Source organism: Kitasatospora sp. NPDC098652 (assembly GCF_044760155.1).
Classification (GTDB): Bacteria; Actinomycetota; Actinomycetes; order Streptomycetales; family Streptomycetaceae; genus Kitasatospora.
Genome location: NZ_JBIWAQ010000001.1, coordinates 516,147 through 538,580, shown reverse-complemented (window position 1 = coordinate 538,580; position 22,434 = coordinate 516,147). Strand labels below are relative to the sequence as shown.

At 71.8% G+C, this 22,434-nt stretch carries 17 protein-coding genes; 6 read left to right on the top strand and 11 right to left on the bottom strand.

Annotation, left to right across the window (positions count from 1 at the left end; all coding sequences use genetic code 11):
* The first annotated feature begins 93 nt into the window (after positions 1–93).
* Complete coding sequence (locus ACIQWA_RS02365; RefSeq protein ID WP_402477063.1) at positions 94–714, top strand: MerR family transcriptional regulator; 621 nt, start codon at positions 94–96, stop codon at positions 712–714.
* Positions 715–745: 31 nt separating this feature from the next.
* Here the strand turns inward: ACIQWA_RS02365 and ACIQWA_RS02360 are convergent, their stop codons facing one another.
* The 3 genes from ACIQWA_RS02360 to ACIQWA_RS02350 are packed head-to-tail and all read right to left on the bottom strand — an operon-like array spanning position 746 to position 3,314.
* Positions 746–1,729: an NADPH:quinone oxidoreductase family protein gene (locus ACIQWA_RS02360; protein WP_402477060.1), complete on the bottom strand. Its 984-nt coding sequence runs from the start codon at positions 1,727–1,729 to the stop codon at positions 746–748.
* Positions 1,726–2,499, bottom strand: a complete 774-nt coding sequence (locus ACIQWA_RS02355; protein ID WP_402477853.1) for an SDR family oxidoreductase — start codon at positions 2,497–2,499, stop codon at positions 1,726–1,728. Before ACIQWA_RS02355 ends, ACIQWA_RS02360 begins: the two co-directional genes overlap by 4 nt.
* Before the next feature lie 56 nt (positions 2,500–2,555).
* On the bottom strand, positions 2,556–3,314 hold the full coding sequence (locus tag ACIQWA_RS02350; protein ID WP_402477058.1) for an SDR family oxidoreductase: 759 nt from the start codon (positions 3,312–3,314) through the stop codon (positions 2,556–2,558).
* Between the two features lie 147 nt (positions 3,315–3,461).
* Here ACIQWA_RS02350 and ACIQWA_RS02345 point away from each other — a divergent pair, with 147 nt between their 5' ends.
* Positions 3,462–4,088: a TetR/AcrR family transcriptional regulator gene (locus ACIQWA_RS02345; RefSeq protein WP_360230560.1), complete on the top strand. Its 627-nt coding sequence runs from the start codon at positions 3,462–3,464 to the stop codon at positions 4,086–4,088.
* 49 nt (positions 4,089–4,137) lie between these two features.
* Here the strand turns inward: ACIQWA_RS02345 and ACIQWA_RS02340 are convergent, their stop codons facing one another.
* Together ACIQWA_RS02340 and ACIQWA_RS02335 are read right to left on the bottom strand one after the other, a co-directional pair.
* Positions 4,138–4,857, bottom strand: a complete 720-nt coding sequence (locus ACIQWA_RS02340) for a TetR/AcrR family transcriptional regulator (RefSeq protein ID WP_402477055.1) — start codon at positions 4,855–4,857, stop codon at positions 4,138–4,140.
* Between the two features lie 224 nt (positions 4,858–5,081).
* Entirely contained in the window at positions 5,082–5,711 is a 630-nt protein-coding gene (locus ACIQWA_RS02335) for a LysE family transporter (RefSeq protein ID WP_402477053.1), read from the bottom strand.
* Between the two features lie 204 nt (positions 5,712–5,915).
* On the opposite strand from ACIQWA_RS02335, the gene ACIQWA_RS02330 reads away from it, so the two are divergent.
* Both ACIQWA_RS02330 and ACIQWA_RS02325 read left to right on the top strand, forming a co-directional pair.
* Positions 5,916–6,545, top strand: a complete 630-nt coding sequence (locus ACIQWA_RS02330) for a maleylpyruvate isomerase N-terminal domain-containing protein (RefSeq protein WP_402477050.1) — start codon at positions 5,916–5,918, stop codon at positions 6,543–6,545.
* Positions 6,546–6,652: 107 nt separating this feature from the next.
* Positions 6,653–6,976 (top strand): hypothetical protein, encoded by a 324-nt coding sequence (locus ACIQWA_RS02325; RefSeq protein ID WP_360230829.1) that lies wholly within the window; start codon positions 6,653–6,655, stop codon positions 6,974–6,976.
* Here ACIQWA_RS02325 and ACIQWA_RS02320 read toward each other — a convergent pair.
* On the bottom strand, positions 6,963–9,857 hold the full coding sequence (locus ACIQWA_RS02320) for a SpoIIE family protein phosphatase (protein ID WP_402477047.1): 2,895 nt from the start codon (positions 9,855–9,857) through the stop codon (positions 6,963–6,965). The genes ACIQWA_RS02325 and ACIQWA_RS02320 overlap by 14 nt on opposite strands.
* 484 nt (positions 9,858–10,341) lie before the next feature.
* Between ACIQWA_RS02320 and ACIQWA_RS02315 the strand changes: the two genes are divergently transcribed.
* The gene (locus ACIQWA_RS02315) at positions 10,342–13,377 is read left to right on the top strand and encodes a hypothetical protein (protein WP_402477044.1); all 3,036 of its coding nucleotides are present in this window, start codon (positions 10,342–10,344) and stop codon (positions 13,375–13,377) included.
* Between the two features lie 85 nt (positions 13,378–13,462).
* Here the strand turns inward: ACIQWA_RS02315 and ACIQWA_RS02310 are convergent, their stop codons facing one another.
* Complete coding sequence (locus tag ACIQWA_RS02310; protein ID WP_402477041.1) at positions 13,463–14,620, bottom strand: acyltransferase; 1,158 nt, start codon at positions 14,618–14,620, stop codon at positions 13,463–13,465.
* A gap of 224 nt (positions 14,621–14,844) precedes the next feature.
* Between ACIQWA_RS02310 and ACIQWA_RS02305 the strand changes: the two genes are divergently transcribed.
* On the top strand, positions 14,845–15,411 hold the full coding sequence (locus tag ACIQWA_RS02305) for a hypothetical protein (RefSeq protein WP_402477039.1): 567 nt from the start codon (positions 14,845–14,847) through the stop codon (positions 15,409–15,411).
* A gap of 177 nt (positions 15,412–15,588) precedes the next feature.
* On the opposite strand, the gene ACIQWA_RS02300 is transcribed toward ACIQWA_RS02305, so the two are convergent.
* The 4 genes from ACIQWA_RS02300 to ACIQWA_RS02285 form a co-directional block, all read right to left on the bottom strand.
* Positions 15,589–17,061 carry an APC family permease gene (locus ACIQWA_RS02300; protein WP_402477036.1) on the bottom strand — a complete coding sequence of 491 codons (1,473 nt, stop codon included), beginning with the start codon at positions 17,059–17,061 and terminating at the stop codon, positions 15,589–15,591.
* Positions 17,062–17,510: 449 nt separating this feature from the next.
* Complete coding sequence (locus ACIQWA_RS02295; RefSeq protein ID WP_402477033.1) at positions 17,511–18,680, bottom strand: ROK family protein; 1,170 nt, start codon at positions 18,678–18,680, stop codon at positions 17,511–17,513.
* A gap of 301 nt (positions 18,681–18,981) precedes the next feature.
* Complete coding sequence (locus ACIQWA_RS02290) at positions 18,982–19,389, bottom strand: hypothetical protein (protein WP_402477031.1); 408 nt, start codon at positions 19,387–19,389, stop codon at positions 18,982–18,984.
* 287 nt (positions 19,390–19,676) lie between these two features.
* Positions 19,677–22,397: a glycosyl hydrolase 2 galactose-binding domain-containing protein gene (locus tag ACIQWA_RS02285; protein WP_402477029.1), complete on the bottom strand. Its 2,721-nt coding sequence runs from the start codon at positions 22,395–22,397 to the stop codon at positions 19,677–19,679.
* Positions 22,398–22,434: the final 37 nt, after the last annotated feature.

Here is a 22,434-nt window from a genome sequence, read left to right as displayed (position 1 = left end):
CCACATTGGGTAGTGGCACTATCTATGTTAGACAGTGCTGGTATCCAGATGCCAGAGGAAAGCCAGAGCCAGAGGAAAGCCAGAGGTGTAGCCGTGCGCATCTCCGAACTGAGCCGCCGCAGCGCCGTCCCGACCGCGACCATCAAGTACTACCTGCGCGAGGGCCTGCTGCCGCCCGGCCGGGCCACCGCCGCCACCCAGGCCGAGTACGACGAGGGCCACCTGCGGCGGCTGCGCCTGGTGCGCGCACTCATCGGGGTGCGCGGACTGAGCGTGAGCGCCACCCGGGAGGTGCTCGGCGCGGTGGCCGAGCACGCGGGGGAGCGGCACCAGGTGCTCGGCCTGGTGCTCGGGGCCCGGCCGGTGGACGAGGACGCCCCGGAACCCGAACCGGCGCCCGGCGCCGCCGAGGTGGACGCGCTGATCGACGCCCTCGGCTGGGAGGTCTCCGAGCACGCCCCCGCCCGGGCCGTGCTCGGCGAGACCCTGGAGACCCTGCGCTCGCTCGGCGCCGCACTCGACCCCGCCACCCTGCGTGGCTACGCCGAACTGGCCGAGCGGACCGCCGTCCTCGACCTCGAGCAGCTCGACCCGGCTGCCGACCCGCTGGAACAGGCCGAGCGGGCCCTGCTGCGGACCGTCCTCCTGGAGCCGGCGCTGCTCGCGTTGCGGCGGCTGGCCCAGGAGAACGAGTCCGCCCGGCGCGGCGGTTGAGCCACCTGTCGTAGAGCGTCCCGCCCTTGGGCTACTTACCCAGGACGGCGATCCGCCCCGTGCTGCGCCCGTCGGCGACCAGCTGCACGGCCGCCGCGGCCTCGGCCAGCGGGACCTGGGCGCTGACCAGCGGCCGGACCACGCCCTGCTCGGCGAGCTCGGTCAGCGCGTCGTGGGCGGCGCGCACGGCCCGCGGGTCGTGGGTGTTGTACAGGCCCCAGTGCAGGCCGAGGATCGAGTAGTTCTTCACCAGGGCGTGGTTCAGCGCCGGGGCCGGGATCTGCCCGGCGGCGAAGCCCACCACCACGATCCGGCCCTCGAAGGCCACGCACTTGGTGGAGCCGGTGTAGGCCTCGCCGCCGACCGGGTCGAAGACCACGTCCGCGCCGCGTCCGCCGGTGAACTCCTTGACGGCGGCGACGAAGTCCCCGGCCGGGCCGTCGGCCGTCCGGTCCACCACCAGGTCGGCGCCGAGCGCCCGGGCCGCCTCGGCCTTGGCCGGGCCGCCGACCACGGCGACCACCCGGGCCCCGGCGGCCCGGCCGAGCTGGACGGCCGCACTGCCGACCCCGCCGGCCGCCGCGTGCACCAGCAGGGTCTCGCCGGCCCGCAGCCGGGCCCGGCGGTGCAGGGCGAACCAGGCGGTCTGGTAGCCGATGTGCAGCGCCGCCGCCTCGGCGTCGTCCAGCGCCTCGGGCGCCGGGAACGCGGCCGCGGCGTCCAGCAGCGCGTACTCGGCGAAGGCGCCGTGCGGCAGCACCGGGTTGCCGATCAGCCGCTCGCCGCGCCGGGCGCCCTCCGCGACCTCGCCGCACAGCTCCACGCCCGGGGTGAACGGCAGCGGCGGGCGGACCTGGTACTGCCCCCGCACCATCAGTGCGTCGGGGAAGTTCACCGCGGCCGCCCGGACCCGGACCAGCAACTGCCCCGGGCCCGGCACCGGCCGGGCGGCGTCCTCGGCGAGCCGCAGCACCGCGGCCGGCTCGCCGAGCTCGGTGACCTGCCAGGCCCTCACAGCGCCCCACCCTTCTCCAGCCCCTGCTGGAGCCGGTTCACCCCGGCGAGCCAGCGGTCCGGCTCGGTGGCCCGGACGCGGTAGTACTCGGCGACCTCGGGGTGCGGCAGGATCAGGAAGCGGTCCTGGCGCAGCCCGTCCAGCGTCGCCTCGGCGACGTCCTCCGGATCCAGCGCGGTCGGCACCAGCAGCGCCTCGCCGACCGCGCCGGTGGAGGCCAGCATGTCGGTGCGCACCCCCTGGGGGCAGAGCGCGTGCACCCGGACACCCCGGTGGCGGTAGGTGGCGGAGAGCCACTCGGCGAAGGCGAGCGCGCCGTGCTTGCTGACCGCGTACGGGGCCGAGCCGAGCATGGTGAGCAACCCGGCGGCCGAGACGGTGGCCAGGAAGCGGCCGTGGCCGCGCTCCAGCCAGCGGGGGAGCAGCAGGTCGGCGGCCCGTACGTGGGCCAGCACGTTGACCTCCCAGGCGCTCGCCCAGGCCGCCGCGGGGGCGTCGGCGCCGCCGATCGGGGCGACGCCCGCGTTGGCGCACCACACGTCGACCTCGCCGAGCTCCGCGCGGGCCCGGTCGACCAGGGCGGCGAGGCCCTCGGCGGAGGCGGCGTCCCCGGATACGGCGGTGCCGCCGCACTCCTTCGCGACCGCGCGGGCGGCGTCGGCGTCCAGGTCGTTGACCACCACCCGGGCGCCGGCCGCGGCGAAGGCCCGGGCCAGGGCGGCGCCGATGCCCCGGCCGGCGCCGGTCACCACGACGCCCTGGCCGGTCAGGTCGCTGCCCGGCCAGGTTGGTGCGTCCGGCCCGGTCGGTGCGTCCGGCCCGCCGGTCACAGCCCACCGCCGAGGGTGACTCCGCCGTCCACCACCAGGGTCTGGCCGGTGATCCAGCCGGCCTCCGGGGAGAGCAGGAAGGCCACCGCGCCCGCGACGTCCTCGGGGACGCCGAGCCGGCCCAGCGGATAGGCCTTGACGACCTTCTCCTCGCGGCCCTCGTACAGCGCCTCGGCGAACTTGGTCTTCACCACGGCGGGGGCGACGGCGTTGACCCGGATGCCCTGCGGGCCCAGCTCGGCGCCGAGTTCGGTGGTGAGCCGGATCAGCGCGGCCTTGCTGACGCCGTACATGCCGATCCCGAGCGAGGAGCGGATGCCCGCGACGGAGGCGACGTTGACGACCGAGCCGCCGTGCTCGCCCATCCAGGCGGCGTGCGCCCGGCGGGTCCAGGCCAGCGGGCCGAGCACGTTGACGGCGAAGATCTTGGCGGCCGCGTCGGGGTCGGTGTCCAGGACCGGCCCGTAGATCGGGTTGATGCCGGTGTTGTTGACCAGGTGGTCGAGCCGTCCGAAGGCCTCCAGGGTGCGGGCGACCGCCTCCTCCTGGTGGGCCGGGTCGTCGGCCTTGCCGGCGACCGCGATCGCGTTGTCCGGGCCGCCCAGGTCGCGGACCGCCTCGGCGAGCGGCTCGGGGTTGCGGGCGGTGAGGCAGACCTTGGCGCCGCGGTCGACCAGTTCGCGGGCGATGCCGAGGCCGATGCCCCGGCTCGATCCGGTCACGACGGCCACCCGGCCCTTGAAGGAGTGCACCACGGAGGGTCCTGCCTTTCGGGTCTGCTCTACAGTGCTGACTAAGCGCTTGCTCAGCATGCTGTCGGTGCGAGAGCCTGTCAACAGTCCGGCGGCCGCAGCGGAGCGGCCGGCGGGAATGCCTGTACGACTCTCTGGGAGGATGGCGCCATGACCAGCACGCCCATCGCCGACCTCTGGCCGACCCTGCCCGGCGCCGACACCCGCCCCGAGGCGGCGTACCGGCTGCTCCAGGCGGCCGTCGAGTCGTTCGCGGAGCGCGGCTTCCACGCCACCACCACCCGGGACATCGCCACCGCGGCGGGCATGAGCCCCGCCGCGCTGTACATCCACTACCAGTCCAAGGCCGCCCTGCTCGCCGAGATCAGCCGGGCCGGGCACGCCGCCACCCTCACCCTGGTCCGGGAGGCGGCGGCCGGGGAGGGCGGCCCGGCCGAGCGGATGCGGCGCGTGGTCGAGCAGTTCACCGCCTGGCACGCCCGGGCCCGGACGGTCGGCCGGGTGGTCAACTACGAGCTGCACGCCCTGCCCGAGGACGCCTACGCCGAGGTCGCGGCGCTGCGCCTGGACATCGAGCGCGAGGTCAGCGCGCTGATCGAGGCCGGTGTGGCGGCCGGGGAGTTCGAGGTCTCGGAGGTGCGCACGGCGGCCCGCGCGGTCACCTCGCTGGGTATCGACGTCTCCCGCTGGTACACCGAGCGCTCCTCCGGTACGCCGGAGGAACTCGGCCGCCGTTACGGCGAGTTGGTGCTGCGGATGCTCGGCGCCCGGGTCTGACCGGAGCGTCCCCGGGTGCCTTGCCCCCTCAGGGCCCGTCGGCGTCCCCTCAGGACCCGTCGGCGCCGTAGAAGCCGTCGAGGGGCGGCTCCGGCATCCCGTCCAGCAGGCGGTCCAGGCCGGTCAGCATCTCGGCCCGGTCGTCGAAGTCGGCGAAGCGGGGGACCAGCGCGCGCAGTCGCGGGTAGTCGGCCGCGGGCAGCCGGTGCAGGCCGAGCCGCAGCACCGGGTCCGGCTCGTCCGGGTTGTCGACCACCTGGCGCTTGTCCACCAGCAGGAAGCCCAGGTTCCAGGCCACGAAGGTGCGGTAGATCGTCAGCGCGGTGGTGTCGTCGAAACCGGCCCGGGCGAGCACCGACAGGATGTGCTCGGTGAGGGCGAGGGCCGGCGCCGGGCGGCGGGACACCGGGACGGCCAGCGGGCGGGTGGCGACCAGCGGCAGGATCTCGGGGTGGGCGTGCGCCACGACGGCGAAGGCCTGGGCGATCCGGCGCAGCTCCGTCCGCCAGCCGTTCTCGTGGCCGCTGCCGAGGCCGGTGCGCAACTGGGTGTTGATCTCGGTGAAGTAGGCCTCGGTCAGGCCGTCCAGCAGGGCTTCCTTGCCGGGGGTGTAGCGGTACAGGGCCATCGACTCGACGCCGAGCTCCGCCGCCAGCCTGCGCATGGTCAGCGCGCCGAGCCCCTCGCGGTCCACCAGGGCGACGGCGGCGTCCAGCACCAGGGGGCGACTCAGGCGCCCGCGCTTCTCGGGGCCGTCCCGCTCAGCCATGTCCGCACTCCTCCGAGTCGGTGCCGGTGGGCCGTCGGCCGTGCCCGGGCGGCGGGGTCGGACGGGGGCCGGGGCCGGGCAGGTCGCAGGTTACGCAGCGGATACAGAACCAGGATACAAGGGACGAATACCCGGAAAACAGGCCTCGGCCGTGCCCCGCTCGGTCACGGAGCGCAACCAGTGGCCGGGTGCGGCCCGGTGGGGCCAGCTCTGGCCGGGTCGGGTCAGGGCAGCAGCAGCCGGACGGCCAGCCAGCCCACCAGCGCGGCCGAGCCGAGGGCGGTCCACCGGCGGCCGCGGGCGCCTGCCAGGGTCCGGCCGAGCAGGGCGCCGCCGAGGGCGAGCAGCAGTTGCCAGCTCGCCGAGGCGGCGAACACGGCGAGGGGGAAGACCGTGCGGGCGAGCGGGCCCGCCGGGCTGTCGGGGCCGCCGGGGCCGTCGCCCAGGACCAGGGCGGCGAAGTACAGCACGGTGAGCGGGTTGAGCAGGGTGATCCCGAGCAGGGTCAGGAAGGCCCGGCCGGGGCCGGGCAGGGTCGGCGCGGCGAGGGCGGCCAGGGTGCCGGGGGCGCGCAGGGCGGTGACGGCGGTGCGGACGGCCAAGGCGAGCAGCACGAGGGCGGAGGCGATCCGCAGCGGCGTGGCCACCGGCACCAGCAGGGGCGCGAGGCCGTTGCCGCCGAGGGTGGCCAGCACGGCGTACAGCCCGTCCGCGGTGGCCACGCCGAGAGCGGCGCAGGCCCCGGTGCGCAGCGAGGTCCGCGCGGTGAGCGCCACCAGGTAGGCCCCGACGGCCCCCACCGGCACGGCGACGCCCCACCCGGCGAGCAGCCCCGCGACCAGCGCGGCCCTCATCCGAGGGCGCGGTCGGGCCTCCGGGGGCGGTCGGGCTGCTGCTGACCGGCGGCCGGGCGGGCGGCGGCGGTCACGGGCAGCGGGTGGGCGGGTGCCGAGGTCATGGGCCGATGGTGGCGGGTGGGCACCGGGGGTGCAAGTGGTTTCTCCCGTGCGGGCGGGTAGCGTGGGGCACTCCGTGGATCCTGTGTCGAGGAGTACCCGATGAGCAGTCAGAACGACCACGTGCGCGAGCTGTTGGCCGAGGCCTGGCGATCCTGGGCGGAACGCGGGGCGGCTCTCGGAGCCGCGGACTGGGACCGGCCGACCCGGCTGACCGAGTGGACCGTACGGGACCTCTACGCGCACGTGGCGCCGGTGCCGGAGATGTTCACCGGACTGCGCACGGCCGTCCTGGACGGACCGGCCGAACTGACCTGCGGGGCGGACGTCCTGCGGACCTTCAACCGGCCGGGCGGGCTCGCCCACATCGCCGCCGGACAGGTCGCCGAACTGGCCAGGGAGGCGGCCAGGGCGAGCGAACCGGCGGCGCTGATCGCCCGGTTCGGCACCGAGGGCCCGGAGGCCCTGGCCGGGCTCGCCGACCTGCCGTCGAGCACCGTGGTGGCGCACCCGCTGCTCGGCAGCGTCACGGTCGGGGCGCTCGGCGAGGTGGCGCTGATGGAGGCGACCGTCCACCTGCTGGACCTGGTCGCGGCCGTCGGCGGCCCCGCGCCGGCCGAGCGGGCGCTGCGGTTCACCAGCGCGCTGCTGGCGGAGGTCGCCGACCCGGTGGCCTTCATCGAGGCGGCTTCGGGCCGCAGTTCGGAGCCGGTGCTGCCGGTCATCCGCTGACCCCCCCGCCGGGTCGTTCGTGCTGGTCAGTCATATGATCTGGGCCGAGGACGGATCACTGGGGGGCGTTGATGGACAACCTGTGGAACCTGTGGTGGCTGCTGCCCATGGTGATCTACGGTGGCTCGGACCTGGCCCGCAAGGCGTTGAAGACCCGGCACAAGCGCAAGTTGGAGGTGCTGGAGGCGACCGAGCGGCAGAGGGTCGCCCTGGAGGCGGCCGGCCGCCCGCCCGAGCCGGTCTGCGGCTGCACCCACCACCTGGCCAAGCACGACCGGCAGGGCCGCTGCCACGAGGTGGTCGAGGCACCCACCGCCTGGGACGCCGACCGGCGCCCGGTGAGTTACGAGCCGCGGCCCTGCAACTGCCAGCAGTACGTGGGTCCGGAGCCGCTGGGCACGGTGTACGCGCCGGAGCTCACCGACCGCTGATGCCGCTGATGCCAGGCGGATCGGCGACCGGGGGCTCGGTGTCCGGGGGTTCGGCGTCCGGGAAGGGCTGCTCCGCCCAGATGACCTTGCCTTCGCGGACGTAGCGGGTGCCCCAGCGGTGAGCGAGCTGAGCGACCAGGAACAGTCCGCGCCCGCCTTCGTCGGTACTGGCGGCACGGCGCAGTCTCGGTGAGGTGCTGCTGCCGTCGGTGACCTCGCAGATCAGCGCGAGACTGCGAAGCAGTCGTACCTGGATGGGCGGCCCGCCGTAGCGAATGGCGTTGGTGGCCAGCTCACTGATGATCAGTTCGGTGGAGAACGACAGCTCCTCCAGTCCCCAGTCGGCCAGCTGTCGTGCGACCGCGGCGCGCAGGCCGGCGACGGCCGCAGGGTCGGCGGGCAGGTCCCACTGCGCCACCTGTCCGCCGTCGAGCGAGCGGGTGCGGGCGACGAGCAGGGCGACATCGTCCCGCGGCTTGGCCGGGAGCAGGGCTTCGAGCAGGGTGCGGCACAGCTCCTCCGGGGTCCCCGTGGCGCGGGTGCGTGCGGCACGCACCGCGGCGAGCACGACCTCGGGGTCCTGCGAACCGTCGTGCAGCAGGCCGTTGGTGAAGAGCACCAGTTCACTGCCCTCCTCGAGTTCGAGCTCGAGGGTCTCGAAGGGTTGCCACCCCAGTCCGAGCGGCGGCCCGGTCGGGACGTCCGGGAGGTCGACCCGGCCGTCAGGCCGGACCAGTACGGGCGGTGGGTGGCCGGCGCTGGCGAGGGTGAGGTGCCGCGAGACCGGGTCGTACACGGCGTACAGACAGGTGGCGCCAGCAATCGTGTTACCGGCCGGGGTGCGCGCCTGCTGCTCGTGGTCCAGGCGTTCGACGAGGTCGTCGAGATGGGCCAGGACCTCCTCGACCGGCAGGTCGAGGTCGGAGAAGTTCCGCACCGCGGTGCAGAGCCGCCCCATCGTGGCGGACGCCTGCACTCCGCGACCGACCACGTCGCCCACCACGAGCGCCACCCGGGCGCCCGAGAGCGGGATCACGTCGAACCAGTCGCCGCCGGCGCCGCCGCGGGCCGGCACATAGCGGTGTGCGGCCTCGACGGCGTTCTGATCGGGCAGGTCGTGGGGCAGCAGGCTGGTCTGCAGAGCAAGAGCGGTGGCGTACTCCCGGGTGTAGCGCCGGGCGTTGTCGATGCTCACGGCCGCGCGACTGACGAGTTCCTCGGCGAGCAGCAGGTCGTCCTCCTCGAACGGAGGCGACTGCCCGGACCGGTAGAGGACGACGACGCCCAGGACGACGCCACGGGCGCGCAGGGGCACCGCGATGAGCGAGTGGATGCCTTCCGCACGGATCCGCTCGGTGCGGTCCGGATCCTGGGCGATCCACCCGGCCGCCGTGTTCAGATCCTGCTCGAGGACCGACTCCTCCGAGGCCAGGCAGATCGCCTGCGGGGTGGACCGGCCGTACAGAATCGGCTCACCCACCTCGTACAGGTGCGGGGACGGCCGGACCCCGCTGAGCGCGATCCGGCGGACCGGCTCGCCGAGGCCTGGTGGCTCCTCGCCGCCGAGCACGGCGTCCGGGATGTCCACGGCGGCGAAGTCGGCGAATTTCGGGACCGCGACCTCGGTCAGGTCCTCGGCCGTGCGCGTCACGTCGAGGCTGGATCCGAGGCGCCCGGCATCACTCAGCAAGGACAGGCGCTGCCGGGACAGCAGTGCCAGCCGTCCCACGCCCGGCTCCCCGATGGCGACCAGCCACGGCGGGGACTGGGACGGTGGTGACGGCGCCGCGCTGAGGGTGGCCGCCGAAGGCGGCGACCGCCGGGCGGGGGGCTCCTGGCCCGGTCCGGAACCGTTGCCGTGCCCGATGATCGTCTCGGTGGCTCGCATCGCCGCGGAGTCCAGACACCGCAGCGCACCGTCGGGCAGCACGGCCTCGACCGCGAACCCGGCAGGGCCGACGCCGTCGTCCACCGGGCGGCAGAGCAGGGTCGCGACGCGACCGTGGCGGAGCTGTACGACGGTCAGGCAGGTACGTCCCGCGGAGATCATCTCCGCCGCCGCTTCCAGGAGGACGATGCGGTCGCTGGACTCCAACCGGTCCTCGGGAAGCAGCCAGGCGGAGACCGGCCGGTCGGACCAGCTCGCTGCGGAGACGCCCGCCCGGCGGCGCGCCCGGTGGAAGGCGGCGAGCAAGGCGCGGTCCCGGGCTCGAATCTGGTCCAGCAGCCGCCGTTCGATCAGCTTCGCCGTCTCGTCGACCAGATTCAGCATGTTGAGGTGAGCGTCGTCGTGTTCGCAGGTCAGGTCCAGCGCGCCGAGAATCGCGCCGCCGAGCGGATCGCGGATGGGCGCGGCAGCGCAGGCGAACGACCGCATGGAATCGGCGAAGTGCTCACGGCCGCAGATGAACTCCCGGCGCCTGCTGGCGAGCGCCGTGCCCATCCCGTTGGTGCCGACGATCGGTTCCGGGAAGCCGAATCCGGGCGCGAGCTGAATGGAGTCGCAATAGGCGTTCAGTGACGGTTCGCCCACGCGCCGTGCCAGGACACGAACCTGTTCGTCGCACAGGAGGGCGGACACTTTGATGCCGGAGATCTTCGACTCGAGATCATCCAGGACCGGTTCGGCGAGGAGGCCGAGCCGGCCCCTGAAATCCAGGTCCTGGTGGTAGCGGGCCTGGATGTGGTCGGCCCTGACCCCCTGGGAATGGCAACGCCGCCATGACCGCAAGACCGACCCGCGGCAACCGTCGGCCACCGGAAGGCCGCCCAGAAATCGTTCATGTGCGATATTCAGCGCTCGAATATCGTCCCACTCGACTGTCACCTGCGCCTGCCTTCCCGCCCGAGGTCGCATGTGGAGATCCTCGGCCAGCTTCAAACCAGCATATGCTCCACTCCATCTCGCACCAAGATCGTGATCCGCCGAAAAATCCAGCTTTTCCTGCGACCCCTATTCGTGAATCGGCATTCGTGAATCGGCCGACCAAGGGTGGTCGGGCAATGGTGCAGGGCGATGGCGCCGGCGGGTTTCCGTCGGGTGAGGAATGACGACCATTCGACTACTCACCGAAGTCGAATGCGTGATGTCGGGGCGGGCCGGGGGTGGCCGCCGGCGCCCGCCCCGCGGTGGAGGGCATCCGTCTCCGGCCCGCCATCGCCGACGCGGCGCGCGGGGGCTGCGCCGCCCCGCCCTTGGCTCGGGTCGGCATGCGCCGGTCGATTGGAGGATGCCCGGTGGTTGTGCAATCCCTTGACATTGGTCGGATGTATATCCAGCATCGTGCCCAAGTGCCGCCGTCTCATGGCGATTTCATGCCGTCAACATCCGATGACTGGCTCAGTGTCCAAGGAGTACCCCACCCATGACTCCGCCACCCCTGCGCTCAGTGGCCGCCGCCACGGCGGCGGCCCTGCTCGCCGCCTCCGGCATCCTCGCCGGCACCGCGGCAGCGGTCACCGTCCAGACCGTGCTCTACGTCTCCCCCTCCGGCTCGGGCAGCGCCTGCACCCTGGCCGACCCCTGCGACCTGACGTCCGCCCGGGACCTGGTCCGCACGCTCGCCCCGGGCATGACCGGCGACCTCACCGTGCAACTGCGCGGTGGTACCTACCGGTTGGCCGCGCCCTTCCAGCTCGGCCCGCAGGATTCCGGCACCGGCGGCCACACCGTGGTCTACCAGGCCTACCCGGGTGAGCGGCCGGTGCTCAGCGGCGGCCGGCAGGTCACCGGCTTCACCCAGGTCGACGCGGACAAGAACATCTGGAAGGCGCCGGCCCCGGCCGGAGCCCAGGGCCTGCAGCTGTACGTCGACGGGCAGCGCGCGGACCGCACCCGCTCCGCGGTCAACCCCGCCGGATTCACCAAGTCCGCCACCGGGTTCACCACCGCCGACCCCTCGTACACGGCCTGGCGCAACCCCTCCGACGTGCAGATCGCCGGCCTGCCCAACTGGAAGCACCTGCGCTGCCCGCTGTCCGGCATCGCCGCGGCGAACGGTGGATCCAGCCTGAACGCCGCCCAGCCGTGCTGGGCGAACACCACGGCCTCGCCCGCGCCCGGATTCCCCTTCCACGGCTCCGGCCGCCCCTCCTTCGACTCGATCAGCTGGCTCGAGAACGCCTACGAACTCCTCGCCGTGCCCGGTCAGTTCTACCTGGACCGCACCGGGGCGGTGGACGGCAGCGGGACCCCGCAGGTCTACTACATCCCCCGCGCCGGGGAGGACCTCGCCACCGCCGACGTCGAACTGCCCGTGCTGGAAACCCTGGTGGACGCCTCCGGGACTCCCGGCCACCTGGCGCCCGTCAACGACGACGACGCGAACGCCGGGTACACGGGCGCGTGGACCGCCGCCAAGAAGCGCGGGTACGGCGACCTCGGCGACGACGTGCACGCCACCTCCACCAACGGCGACTCGGTCTCCTACACCTTCACCGGTACCGGCCTCGACGTGCTCGGCGAGACCAACAGCGACGAGGGCGGCCTGGACGTCTACGTCGACGGCGTCCGCACCGCTTCGACCTCCGCGTACGGCTCCACCCGGCTCGCGCAGCAGGTGATCGCCTCGGTCCGGGGCCTGGCCAAGGGCTCGCACACGGTGAAGCTGGTGAAGACCGGCGGCAGCTACCTGACCGTGGACGCCTTCACGGTCGTGCCGGACGTCGTCGCGCCGGTCCACGACCTCGCCTTCCGGGGCATCACCTTCTCGTACGCCACCTGGCTGCAGCCCGCCGGCCCGGACGGCTACGCGGACAACCAGGCCGGCGTGCTGTGGGCGGGCAGCTCGACCCAGGTGGCGCGCACCCCGGGCGCGGTCCAGGTCCACCGCGGGCAGCGGATCTCGGTCACCGGCGGTGAGATCAGCCACGTCGGCGGCAACGCCGTGGATCTGGCCGACGGCACCCAGGACTCCACCGTCACGGGCAACCGCATCCAGGACACCTCCGGTGCGGGAGTGTGGGTCGGCGAGGTCGACGACTACTACCTCAACGACCCCGCGCTGATGACCTCCGGTGACACCGTCTCGAACAACGCGATCCTGAACATCGGCCGGGAGTACGCCGACGCGGTCGGCATCATGGTCGGCAACTCCCGCGCCGTCACCCTCGCCCACAACGAGATCGCCCACACCCCGTACTCCGGCATCTCGATCGGCTGGGGCTGGGGCTGGGCCACCCAGGGCGTCGCCCAGCACGGCACCATCTACTCCGGTGGCAACCAGATCCTGGCCAACCACATCCACGACACCATGCGGGTCCTCGAGGACGGCGGCGGGATCTACACCCTCGGCGGCCAGGGTACCGGCGACGGTGGCGCCACCTCCGTGCTGGCCGGCAACGTCATCGCCGTCTCCAGCGCCAACGACGGCGCGGCCCAGGGCATCTACCACGACGAGGGCAGTTCCCACTGGAACACCTACGACAACGTGGTCAGCCAGGTCGGCAGCGACTGGACCAACGAGTGGATCTGGACGATCCACGACATCACCATCCACGACAACTACACCGACACCGCCCGCTACACGAACAACGGCACCAATGTCACGGTCACCGACAACACCGTGGTCTCGAACGGCTCCTGGCCGCAGGCCGCCAAGGACCTCGCCGCCCGGGCCGGCCTGGAGCCCGGCCACAAGTCCCTGATGCCGCCGGCCGCCGACCTGCTCAACGACGGCGACTACGGCGGCCTGATGGCGCCGGCCGCCATCGCCTACAGCGGTGGCTGGAGCGTCAACAGCCGGCGCTCCTTCGGCGACCTGGGCTCCGACGTCCACAACACCGCGGTCAACGGCGAGACGGCGACCATCAGGTTCACCGGTACCGGCCTCCGTGTCCTCGGTGAACTCAACTCCGACCAGGGCCAATTGGCCGTCACGCTGGACGGTGCCCCCGCCGGCACCGTCGACACCTCCACCTCCGGCCCCCGCCAGGCCCAGGTCGCCATCTACCGGATCGCGAACCTGCCCTACGGCAACCACACCGTCACCCTGACCAAGACCAGCGGCAACCAGGCCACCATCGACGGCTTCCAGCTGGACCACTCCGTCAACGACACCGACCCGTCGCTCGTCTACTCCGGCAGTTGGTCCTACACCACCGGCCGCGGCTACGGCGACTTCAACGACGACGTCCACTACACCACCACCGACGGCGACTCGGTCACCGCCACCTTCAACGGCACCGGCGCCGAGGTGGTCACCGAGACCAACAGCGACGAGGGCACCACGGACGTCTACGTCGACGGTCAGCCGCGCGGCAGCGTCAACGCCAACACCCCCACCCGCAACGCCCAGCAGCGGGTCTACACGGTCGACGGACTGCCCTACGGGGTGCACACTCTGAAACTGGTCAAGACCAGCGGCAGCTACCTGCTGGTCGACCGCCTCACCTACCGGTAGCGGAGCGCGCCACGGCTGTGCCGCCGCGGCCCGCGGCGGCACAGCCGTGCCCTCCCTGGAGCCGGCCGGTAGCCCCCGGCACCGGTCACCGCCGAGCGGAATGCCGGCCTCGCTGGTCGAGCTCGCGGCCTTGGTCGCCTTGGTCGCCTTGCCCGCCCTGGTCGGACGGATCACCGGCATCGGCGGCGGGGGCCGAGACCCGGCGCGTTTCACCGCCGATCGGGAGGAGCCTCGGCCGTCGGCGTGCCGCCAGGTCCTCGATCCAGCCGAACAGCAGCACGGCCGCCAAGGTCCAGAGGAGCGTGCCCAGCAGCAGGACGGCATCGCTGACCGGGGCGGTGTCCAGCCCGACCTCCGCGAGCAGCAGGCCGGCGAAGAAGATGCCCGGGTTGTGCCAGAGGTAGATCGTGACCGCCCGGGCGTTGAGCAGGGAGACCAACCGGTCCAGCACCGGAATCCGGCTCGGCGAGGACATCTTCGGCTGCCACCGCAGCAACAGCAGCACGAAGGCGAACGACCAGTAGGTGTTGGCCATGGGATCCGCGGTGAGGTCGAAGTTCGATTCCGCCCGATTGGTCCAGGCCAGCCAGCCGCCGACCACGAAGGCGGCCAGGGCGACCGGCACCACCAACCGCCACCTGAGCCGGCGCAGGGTGCCGTCGTGGTGGGCGAAACCGAGCAGCCAGCAGGCCAGGTAGCTGCAGAGATCGGTGATCGGCCCGGTGATCTCGTCGCTCATCCCGTACGAATTCAGGCTGAACAGGTACACCAGCAGGAACGGCAGGGCGAGCATGACCACCGGGAGGCGGCGGAACAGCGGAAGCAGCACCGGCGACAGCAGTACGAACCACAGGTAGGTGCTGATGTACCACAGCACTCCGACGAATTCCTGGCCCCAGTCGTTGGCCGGTGGGGAATTCAGCGGAATAATCCAGAACAGCATTCTGGGGTCGGTCGGCGACGTCCGGTCGTCGGCCGTCCAGCCGTGGATCAGCATGACCGAGACGGCCACCGCGCCGAGCACCCAGAGCGACGGCAGCAGGCGGCGGAGACGGCGGCCGACCGTCACCAGCCCGGACTTCTCCATCGACGCGGCCATCAGGGAGCCGGCGAGGGCGAACATGATGCCCATCGACGGAAAGACGATCGTGAGCCAGCCCAGATTCAATGCGTGATAGACGATCACCCGCACAATGGCCAGTGCACGAATCGTGTCGATGTAGCGGTCCCGAATTGCTGTCACGGGGCGGCTTTCTCCGATCAGGTGGGACGCGTGGTGGGGCGGGGGAGGCCCTCGTCGTCGGCGGTGCAGGGGACCACTGTAGACATGGTTTCCAGCCGCGCCGAGGAAACCGATTTCGCCGGTGCGTGGTGCCGGGCGACCTCATCAAAACCTCAGGATTTTCCTGAAAGAATCCCCGTCGGCAGCCGCACATTCGATCCGACCGGAGTGGAAGGGAAACCGCCGTGCTCTCCGAGCCCCCGACGCCTGCGGAGTCCGCGGACTCCGCCACCGGCGCCGCCCGGCCGCGTGCGGAATCCGGACCCGCGCCGAGCCCTCGTCGGCGCCGCCGCCTCGCCGTGGTGGTCGACGTCGTCGTGGGTGCCGTCGTGGTCGCCGCGGCCACCGCCCTGATGCTCTCGCAGCGGAGCGGCCAGGCCGCGGGGACTCCGGCGGCCGGCCCGTCCGGCACCTGGATCGTCGGGCTCGCCGAGATCCCCCGTACGACGGACCGGGAGGAACGGGACCAGCAGGTCGCCGAGTTCCAGCAGCGAGTGCCCGGCGCTTCGCTCGTCGACAGCGACACCTGGGCCTCCCTGCCTCCGGATGCCTGGGTCGTCCGTGCGCCGGGGGAGTTCGCCGACGGCTTCGAGGCCCTCGCCTACTGCGACCGGCTCGGCTCCGAGGAGTGCAGCGCCCGCTACCTCAGCCATGACGAGGACGACCAGGGCTACGTGTGCGAGGCGGCGCCCGCACCCGACCCGGAGGCCTGTCGCCACCCCGGTGACCGGACGGAGTCCGCACCCCGTTGAGCCGCTGTCAGGTGCGCCCGGAATCCTGATCCGCCGACGGCCGTCGAGGGCCGTCGAGGGCCGTCAAGTCCGCCGGGAGTTCGGCTCCGTGACGTCCGTCGTGGGTGGACGGCGGTCGGGCCCCGGCCGGTGCCCGGGGGAGGGGCGACCGGTCGGGGCCCGCAGGTCAGGGAGGGTTCAGGAGGAGGCGGCCACGTGTTCGGCGGCCTGCTGTTCGGTCAGGTACTCCTCGCGGATCTCCTTGGGGCCGAAGGGCCACACCTTCTCGATGCGGGACCAGACCAGGTAGACGACGCCGCCGAGGGCGACCCAGCCGATGGACCATTCGATGGGGTGGATGCCGGGGTTGGCCTTGTCGGCGTATCCGTAGATGGCCAGCCAGCCGATGGCGGCGATGATGCTCGGTAGGGGGTAGAGCAGCATCTTGTAGGGGCGGGCCAGGTTCGGTTGGCGCTTGCGCAGGACGGTGACGGCGGCGATCTGGGCGAGGGCTTGGATGATCACCATGACCGTGGTCAGCAGGGTGATCAGGATGGTCAGGGGCGGGTGGTCGGCGGAGGTGCCGATGTGGCGGGCGAGGAGGTAGGCGGCGGTGGTGATGACGCCCATGGTGAGCAGGCCGGCGGTGGGGAAGTTGTGCCTGGGGTGGAGCTTGGCGAAGGAGCGGAAGAAGAGGCGGTCGCGGGCGGCGTCGTAGGGGACGCGGGAGCCGCCGAGCAGGCCGGTGAAGACCGAGGCGAAGGCGGTGATGAGGATGAGGACGGTGATGATCTGGGCGGGGGTCTTGCCGAGGGTCTGTTCGAGGACGAGGGAGATGACGGCTTGGGAGGCTTGGCTGTTGGGGTCGAGCATGTCTTTCCAGGGCACGACGCCGAGGACGCCGATCTGCAGGAGCAGGTAGATGACCAGGACGCCGATGACGGAGTAGACGATGGAGCGGGGGAGCACGCGGCCGGGGTTCTTGACCTCGGCGCCCATGTAGGCGGCGGTGTTGTAGCCGAGGTAGTCGTAGATGCCGATGGTCAGGCCGGAGGCGAATCCGAGCCAGAAGGTGCCGCTGCCGAGCTCGATGGCGTGCTCGGGCCAGCTGAAGGCCATCGACGGGTGGAAGTGGGTGAAGGAGGCGAGGATCACGGCGGCCACGGAGACGAGCATCACGATCCACATGGCGACCGTGACCTTGCCGATGTTCTCGACCTTGCGCCACAGCAGGAGGATCACGAGCGCGACGACGCCGACACCGACGAGGTCCCCTTGGCCGGTGGTCATGTCGGGCCACAGGTAGCCGAGGTACTGGACCAGGCCCTGGACGCCGGTCGACATGATCAGCGGGATGAAGAGCATCGCCGTCCAGACGAACAGGAACGGCATCAGACGCCCGGTGCGGTACTGGAACGCCTCGCGGAGATAGACGTAGGTGCCGCCGGAGCCCGGCAGTGAGGCGCCCAGTTCGGCCCAGACGAGACCGTCGACCAAGGCCAGGAGTGCGCCGGCGATCCAGCCGATGATGGCCTGGGGGCCACCGAAGGCAGCGACCATGAGGGGGATGGTCACGAACGGACCGCAGCCGACCATCTGGCTCATGTTGATGGCGGTGGCTTGGAACAGGCCGACCCGTCTGATGAGACCGGGGCCTTGCTGGGTGGTCAAAGGGTGCCTCCTGGGGGCTAGAGGTGGCGGTGTGGGAAAAGTAAAATTCCTTAACAGGATCGCGGTCAAGAGCGGAGCAGGTCACGGATCGGGTTCACTTCGGACGCCGGCTCTCGGCGGCTGGGCCGGCGCGGCGATCGGCTGCGCGAACGGCGTCGGTGGCAGCAGGGGTGCGGTGCCACCGCGCGGTGACGGGCCTCTTCGGCGGATCGGTGGTGTGCCGGCGTTGTGGTGTCCCGGCGTTCTTGTGCGGCACCACCGCCCGCGCGGTTCAACTGTGCCCGGACTGTACGGAGCCGGGCGGCCGGCCTGCTCGGAACCGGGGTACGGCGGACCCTGGTGCGGGTCCGCGGGGTGGCCGTCGCCAGGTGGTCGGCCTTCGAACGACCGTACTCCGCCGACCGACCCCGGCGGAACCCTCGAACCGCGTGGCAGTACGCGGGCCGCCGCTACTCGTCCAGCGGCTCCTGGGCGCGCTGCCACTTCTCGAAGACCAGCTCCCGTGTGATCTCCACCCCCATGGCCACCGCGCCGTGCAGCACGGCGCCGTCGCCGAGCTCCGAGGCCGCCAGGTTCAGCCGCAGCGGTGTGATGCGCGGCAGGGCCGCGCGGATCAGCGGGATCAGCAGGTCCGCGCTGCTGCCGATGCCGCCGCCGAGGACCACGAGTTCCGGGTCGATGACCGCGGCGACCGAGGCGATGCCGTGGGCGAGGCGCTGCGCCTCCTCCGCGACGACGCTGCGGGCGAGTTCGTCGCCCGCACGGGCCGCGTCGAACACCTGCTTCGCGGTGGTGACGTCCAGCAGGCCCTTGGCGTGGGCCATGGCGACCACGGCCCCGCCGGCGGCGGACTCCTCCAGGAGGGCGTGCCGGGTCCCGCCGGCCGAGCCCTCTCCCGTCGCGCTGCAGCACGGCAGGTAGCCGAGTTCCCCGGCGGCGCCGTGCGCGCCGGGGAAGAGCTTCCCGTCGACCACGATGCCGCCGCCCACGCCGGCGCCGACCAGGAGGTACATGAACAGTCGCCGCCCCTGCCCGACGCCGCCCGCGTACTCGCCGAGCGCCGCGAGGTTGGCGTCGTTCACCAGGGTCAGGCCGGTGCCCAGCTCCGTCCGGAGGCGGTTGACGATGCCCGGCATTCCCCAGCCCGGGAGGCCCACCGCGTACCGGACCGCGTCGTGCTCGTCGACGGCGCCGGGCCCGCCGATGACCGTGTGGAGGACGCTCTCCGGGGGCACGTCCGCCTCGGCGGTGACCCTGCGGGCCAGGGCGATCACCTTGGACACCGCGCCGTGGGCGTCGCCGGAGTCGTTCGGCTCGTCATGACGGGCCAGGATCCGGCCGTCCAGGTCGGTCAGCGCCACGCGGACCCACCGGCGGCCGACGTGCACCCCCAGCCCGTGTCCGGCGCTCGGATCGGCCTCGTAGAGCACCGGGGAGCGGCCGCGGCCGGGCACGACGACCTTGCCCAGCTCGCGGACCAGGCCCGCGGACTGCAGGCGGCTCAGCGCGGTGGAGACGGTCGGCTTGGACAGCCCGGTGATCCGGGCGAGCTCGGCCCGGGAGGTGGCACCGTCGGTGCGGAGCCGATCGAGGAGGAGCCGCTCGTTGTTGGTTCGCAAGACGCTGCGGTTCCATGCGGCTTCCACGGTGGTCGGCGCTTCCTTTCGGCCGGGCGTTCGGGTGCGGAGGGTTTCGGGCGTCACCTGAGCCTATACGGTCGCGACCGGCGCCGACCGTCCGATGTGCGCCGATGTGCCAGGCACGGCACGGCCGGTCGGAGCTCTGCCCATGACATTCGGAGCCCTGCCCGGGACACGGAGAACGGACCGTGACGGTGGGGTCACGGTCCGCGTGAGTCGTGCGAGGCCGCGTGGCGGGGCGTGGGCGGCATCGGGGCGCAAGTCGGTTGGGGTGGGCGTCTCATCGCCCCTTCGAGGGGCTGGACGCGGCCTCGATGGCGCCCTGGAGGAGGCGGGCGGAGGTGAAGGTCGGCCAGGGGCAGTTCCATCGGCGCCGCGCCGTACAGCGCGGACCCGGAATGGCGATGTGCCAGCCGGTGGAGAGGACCAGGTGGCGGGAGCCGGTCGAGCAGCAGCTGCCGGGGGCGACGAGCCACAGGTGGGAGCCGTCCAGGAGGTCCTCGATGAAGCTGGTCTCGTGCCGTCCGAGGGCGGTGCGCACGGAGCGGGCCAGCGGCTGGGGGACCTTCACGGCGTCGAAGTCGACGCCGAGGGCGACCAGCCGCAGGCCGTACGGGTCGTCCGGGAGCCAGGGTTGGAGCGTGACCGGCGGTGGATCCGTCCGAGGTGTCGGTGAGTTGAGGAACATGTGCGTCCTTCACGGCGGGCCGGCGTGGTGCCGCCCGTGGATCGATGGCCTCCTCACGGGGCGGCGATGGCGACGGTAGTGACGGTGGTGACTGCGGTGCGCGCCTTGGTAAAGGAGGTTTTCGTAAAAGAGTTTTCTCATAGTGTGCACCCGTGGGCGCGTCCGTCAAGAGTTCGTGAAGGCGCCCGGCAAAAGCTCCCGGCTCGGCCGGGCCCGTACGTGCCGGTGTGACCGGCCCGAGCAGCCGGGCCGGTCACACCGGTGGAGCGAGGCAGCGGGTGCTGCGGTCAGGAGCTGGGCTTGGCCACGATGTTGTCGGTGGGGATGAGGTTCCAGCCGGAGAGGCGCAGGTTCGGGGTGGCGCCGGCGAGGTCGGAGGTGCGGACGGTGGCGGTCAGGGTGGTGGATTCGCCGGGCCAGAGGCTGACCTGGTTGTCGGACCAGGTCACCGGCAGCACGGGCTTGTTCTGGTCGTCGACGAGGTGGACGTCGGTGAGCAGGGCGGGGGTGTTGCCGGTGCCGGTGTTGGTGAGCGTGACGGTGACCTCGGTGGTGTCGCCCTTGCTCTTGCTGGTGGCCGTGGCGGAGACCTGGGCCTTGTCCTTGGCCAGCTGGTTCAGGCCGTCCAGCGACCCGTAGGACGTGGTGGGGGTGTTCGGCCAGTTGTAGTCGCCGAGGACGTCCGGCTCGGTGGACAGCCAGTAGACGTTGCGGCTGACCTCCTCGCCCTTGGAGTCGGTGAGGGTCAGCTTGGCGAGGTAGGTGGTGTCCAGGTTCGGGATGTCCTTGGGGATTTCCTCGAGGGCGATGGCCTTGCCGCCGTCGCCGGGGACGGTGAGCACGTCGGAGTCCCGGTGGAAGCGCTGGGTGCCGTCGATGTTGTAGAGGTCGACGTGGGCGGTGAGTCCCGGGGCGGCGTCGGTGCGCCGGTTGACCACGACGACGGAGCGGTCGTCGTAGGAGTACTGGATGTGGACGTCCTCGTTGGCCTTCTGGGCCCCGAAGTACGCGCCGCCCTGGTCGGAGTAGCGGTCGAAGAGCTGCCAGTGGAGGGACGTCCAGGGGGAGTTGAGCAGGAAGTAGATCTGGCCGGTGGAGGGGTTCTTCTCGTCGGTGAAGTTGCGGCCGTACGCCTCGAACTGGGCCCGCACCGCCTCGTACTGGGCGAGTTGGGCCTTGCGGACGTAGTCGTCGAGGCTGGTGAGCTTGCCGTAGCGCGCGGACAGCGCCGTGTTGAAGTCCTTCAGGGTCGCGAAGAACGTGCCCGGAGACCGGTGGTACAGCACCGCCGAGGGGTCCGTCCACATGGTCTCGAGTTCGCCGGGCGTCATCATCCGTCGGAGGGTGTCCATGGTGGGGATGCTCGCGCCGGCGCTCGTCTCGGAGTTGAAGCCCTCGGCACCCCCGTCCTTCTTGAAGTACCAGTACACGGGCGGCACCCACTCGTAGGGGCCGGTCATCTTCATACCGCTCTGGTAGTCGAGGACGCTGTTCCGGTCGATGTCGCTGATGACCGGAAGCGTCCAGTCCGCCGCGTTCAGGGCCGCCTTGTAGTCCTTCGCCGACTCCTCCGACGGGGCCTTGTCACTGCCGATGAGGAACGAGATCACGCTGGGGTTGTTGCGCAGCCGGGCCGCCACGGCGGCCATCGAGGCGCGGTTGATCTCGTGCTCGTGCGCGCTGTAGGGGCCGGAGTCCCGGTCCTGCCACTTGTTGCAGCACTCCCAGCCCGGCAGCAGGAGCATGCCCGCCTTGTCGGCCATCTCGTAGTACTCGTCCGGCTCCAGGTGCCCTTCCAGCCGGATCGCGTTGATGCCCAGGTTGCGGGCGTAGGCGAACCGGTCGGAGACCTCCTGTGCGTTCCAGCGCCAGAGCAGGTCGGTCGAGTCGTTGGCACCCCTGATCAGGAGGGGGTGGCCGTTGATGATGTACGAGCGCGCCCCGTCCTGGTTCAGGGGGGCCTGGACGTCCCGGATACCGAAGCTCTTGTGTGCGGTGTCCGTGACGGCGCCGTCGGTCCTCGCCGTCAGCTGGAGGTCGTACAGCGCCTGGTCGCCCATGCCGGCCGGCCACCAGATCCGCGGGTTGTCGATCTTGAGCTGCGAGGTGTCGTCAGGGGTGAACACGACCGGCTTGGACTCGCGGGGGGCGAGCGTGACGTCCTTGGCGAACGTCAGGTCGCCGATGCTGCCGGTGACGGTGGAGGTGACGGTGCGGTCGGTGTCGTTGCGCGCCGTGGCCTTGACGGTGAGCTTGGCGGAGCTGAGGGAGGGCATGTCCACCGAGGTGATCACATGGGTGTCGGTCAGGGACACCGCGCCGGCGCGCCGGACGCTGATGTCGTAGACCAGGCCCATGTTGTTGTCCGGCGGGGCGGGGTTCCAGTCGATCCAGCCGGAGGTGAAGTCCTTCTTGGGGTCGTTGGGCTTGATCCTGAAGGCGACGGCATTGAGCCCCTGGCGGACGTAGGCCGTGATGTCCAGCTCGTGCGAGGTGTACATGCCCGCGATCTGGTCGGCGGTGGCGACCAGGGTGCCGTTGACGTACACGTCGGCGGCGGAGACGACACCGGTGACGTTCAGGTAGGTCCGGGCGGAGGTGTCGTTGACGGTGAAGTCGGAGCGGTACCACCAGGGCACCTGGAACTGCTCCTTCGGAACCGTCTTCATGTTCTCGGAGTAGAACGGGTCCGGGTAGGTGCCGTCCGCCACGAGTGCGGCGAACACCGTGGAGCGGGCGCCGGCCGCGTGCCAGCCGGCCGGCTGGTAGCCGGGGTGCGAGATGGCCTCACCGCTGTCCGGCACGTCGGCCGAGGACTCGATGGCGAAGCCCTTGAGGGCGGTGGACGAGCCGGGCGCGCCGGTGACGGTGGTGGTGGAGACGGCGGGCACGGCCGGGGTGGCCGCCCTCGCGTGCAGGGGTGGCCCTCCCACGGCCGCCGCGGCGACCATGATCCCCGCGACGAGCACGGCACTGCCGCGTCGCGTGAATGCACTGGTTAAGGACATGGGAACCTCCTGGGATGTCAGGCGGGGGGCAGACTTC

What these genes read in the sequence shown, in the direction of transcription:
- ACIQWA_RS02340 (WP_402477055.1), bottom strand. Translation starts at nt 4,857, where the DNA reads ATGGCTGAGCGGGACGGCCCCGAGAAGCGCGGGCGCCTGAGTCGCCCC.
- ACIQWA_RS02290 (WP_402477031.1), bottom strand. Translation starts at nt 19,389, where the DNA reads ATGTTCCTCAACTCACCGACACCTCGGACGGATCCACCGCCGGTCACG.
- ACIQWA_RS02325 (WP_360230829.1), top strand. Translation starts at nt 6,653, where the DNA reads ATGGTGATCTACGGTGGCTCGGACCTGGCCCGCAAGGCGTTGAAGACC.
- ACIQWA_RS02335 (WP_402477053.1), bottom strand. Translation starts at nt 5,711, where the DNA reads ATGAGGGCCGCGCTGGTCGCGGGGCTGCTCGCCGGGTGGGGCGTCGCC.
- ACIQWA_RS02345 (WP_360230560.1), top strand. Translation starts at nt 3,462, where the DNA reads ATGACCAGCACGCCCATCGCCGACCTCTGGCCGACCCTGCCCGGCGCC.
- ACIQWA_RS02330 (WP_402477050.1), top strand. Translation starts at nt 5,916, where the DNA reads ATGAGCAGTCAGAACGACCACGTGCGCGAGCTGTTGGCCGAGGCCTGG.
- ACIQWA_RS02285 (WP_402477029.1), bottom strand. Translation starts at nt 22,397, where the DNA reads ATGTCCTTAACCAGTGCATTCACGCGACGCGGCAGTGCCGTGCTCGTC.
- ACIQWA_RS02315 (WP_402477044.1), top strand. Translation starts at nt 10,342, where the DNA reads ATGACTCCGCCACCCCTGCGCTCAGTGGCCGCCGCCACGGCGGCGGCC.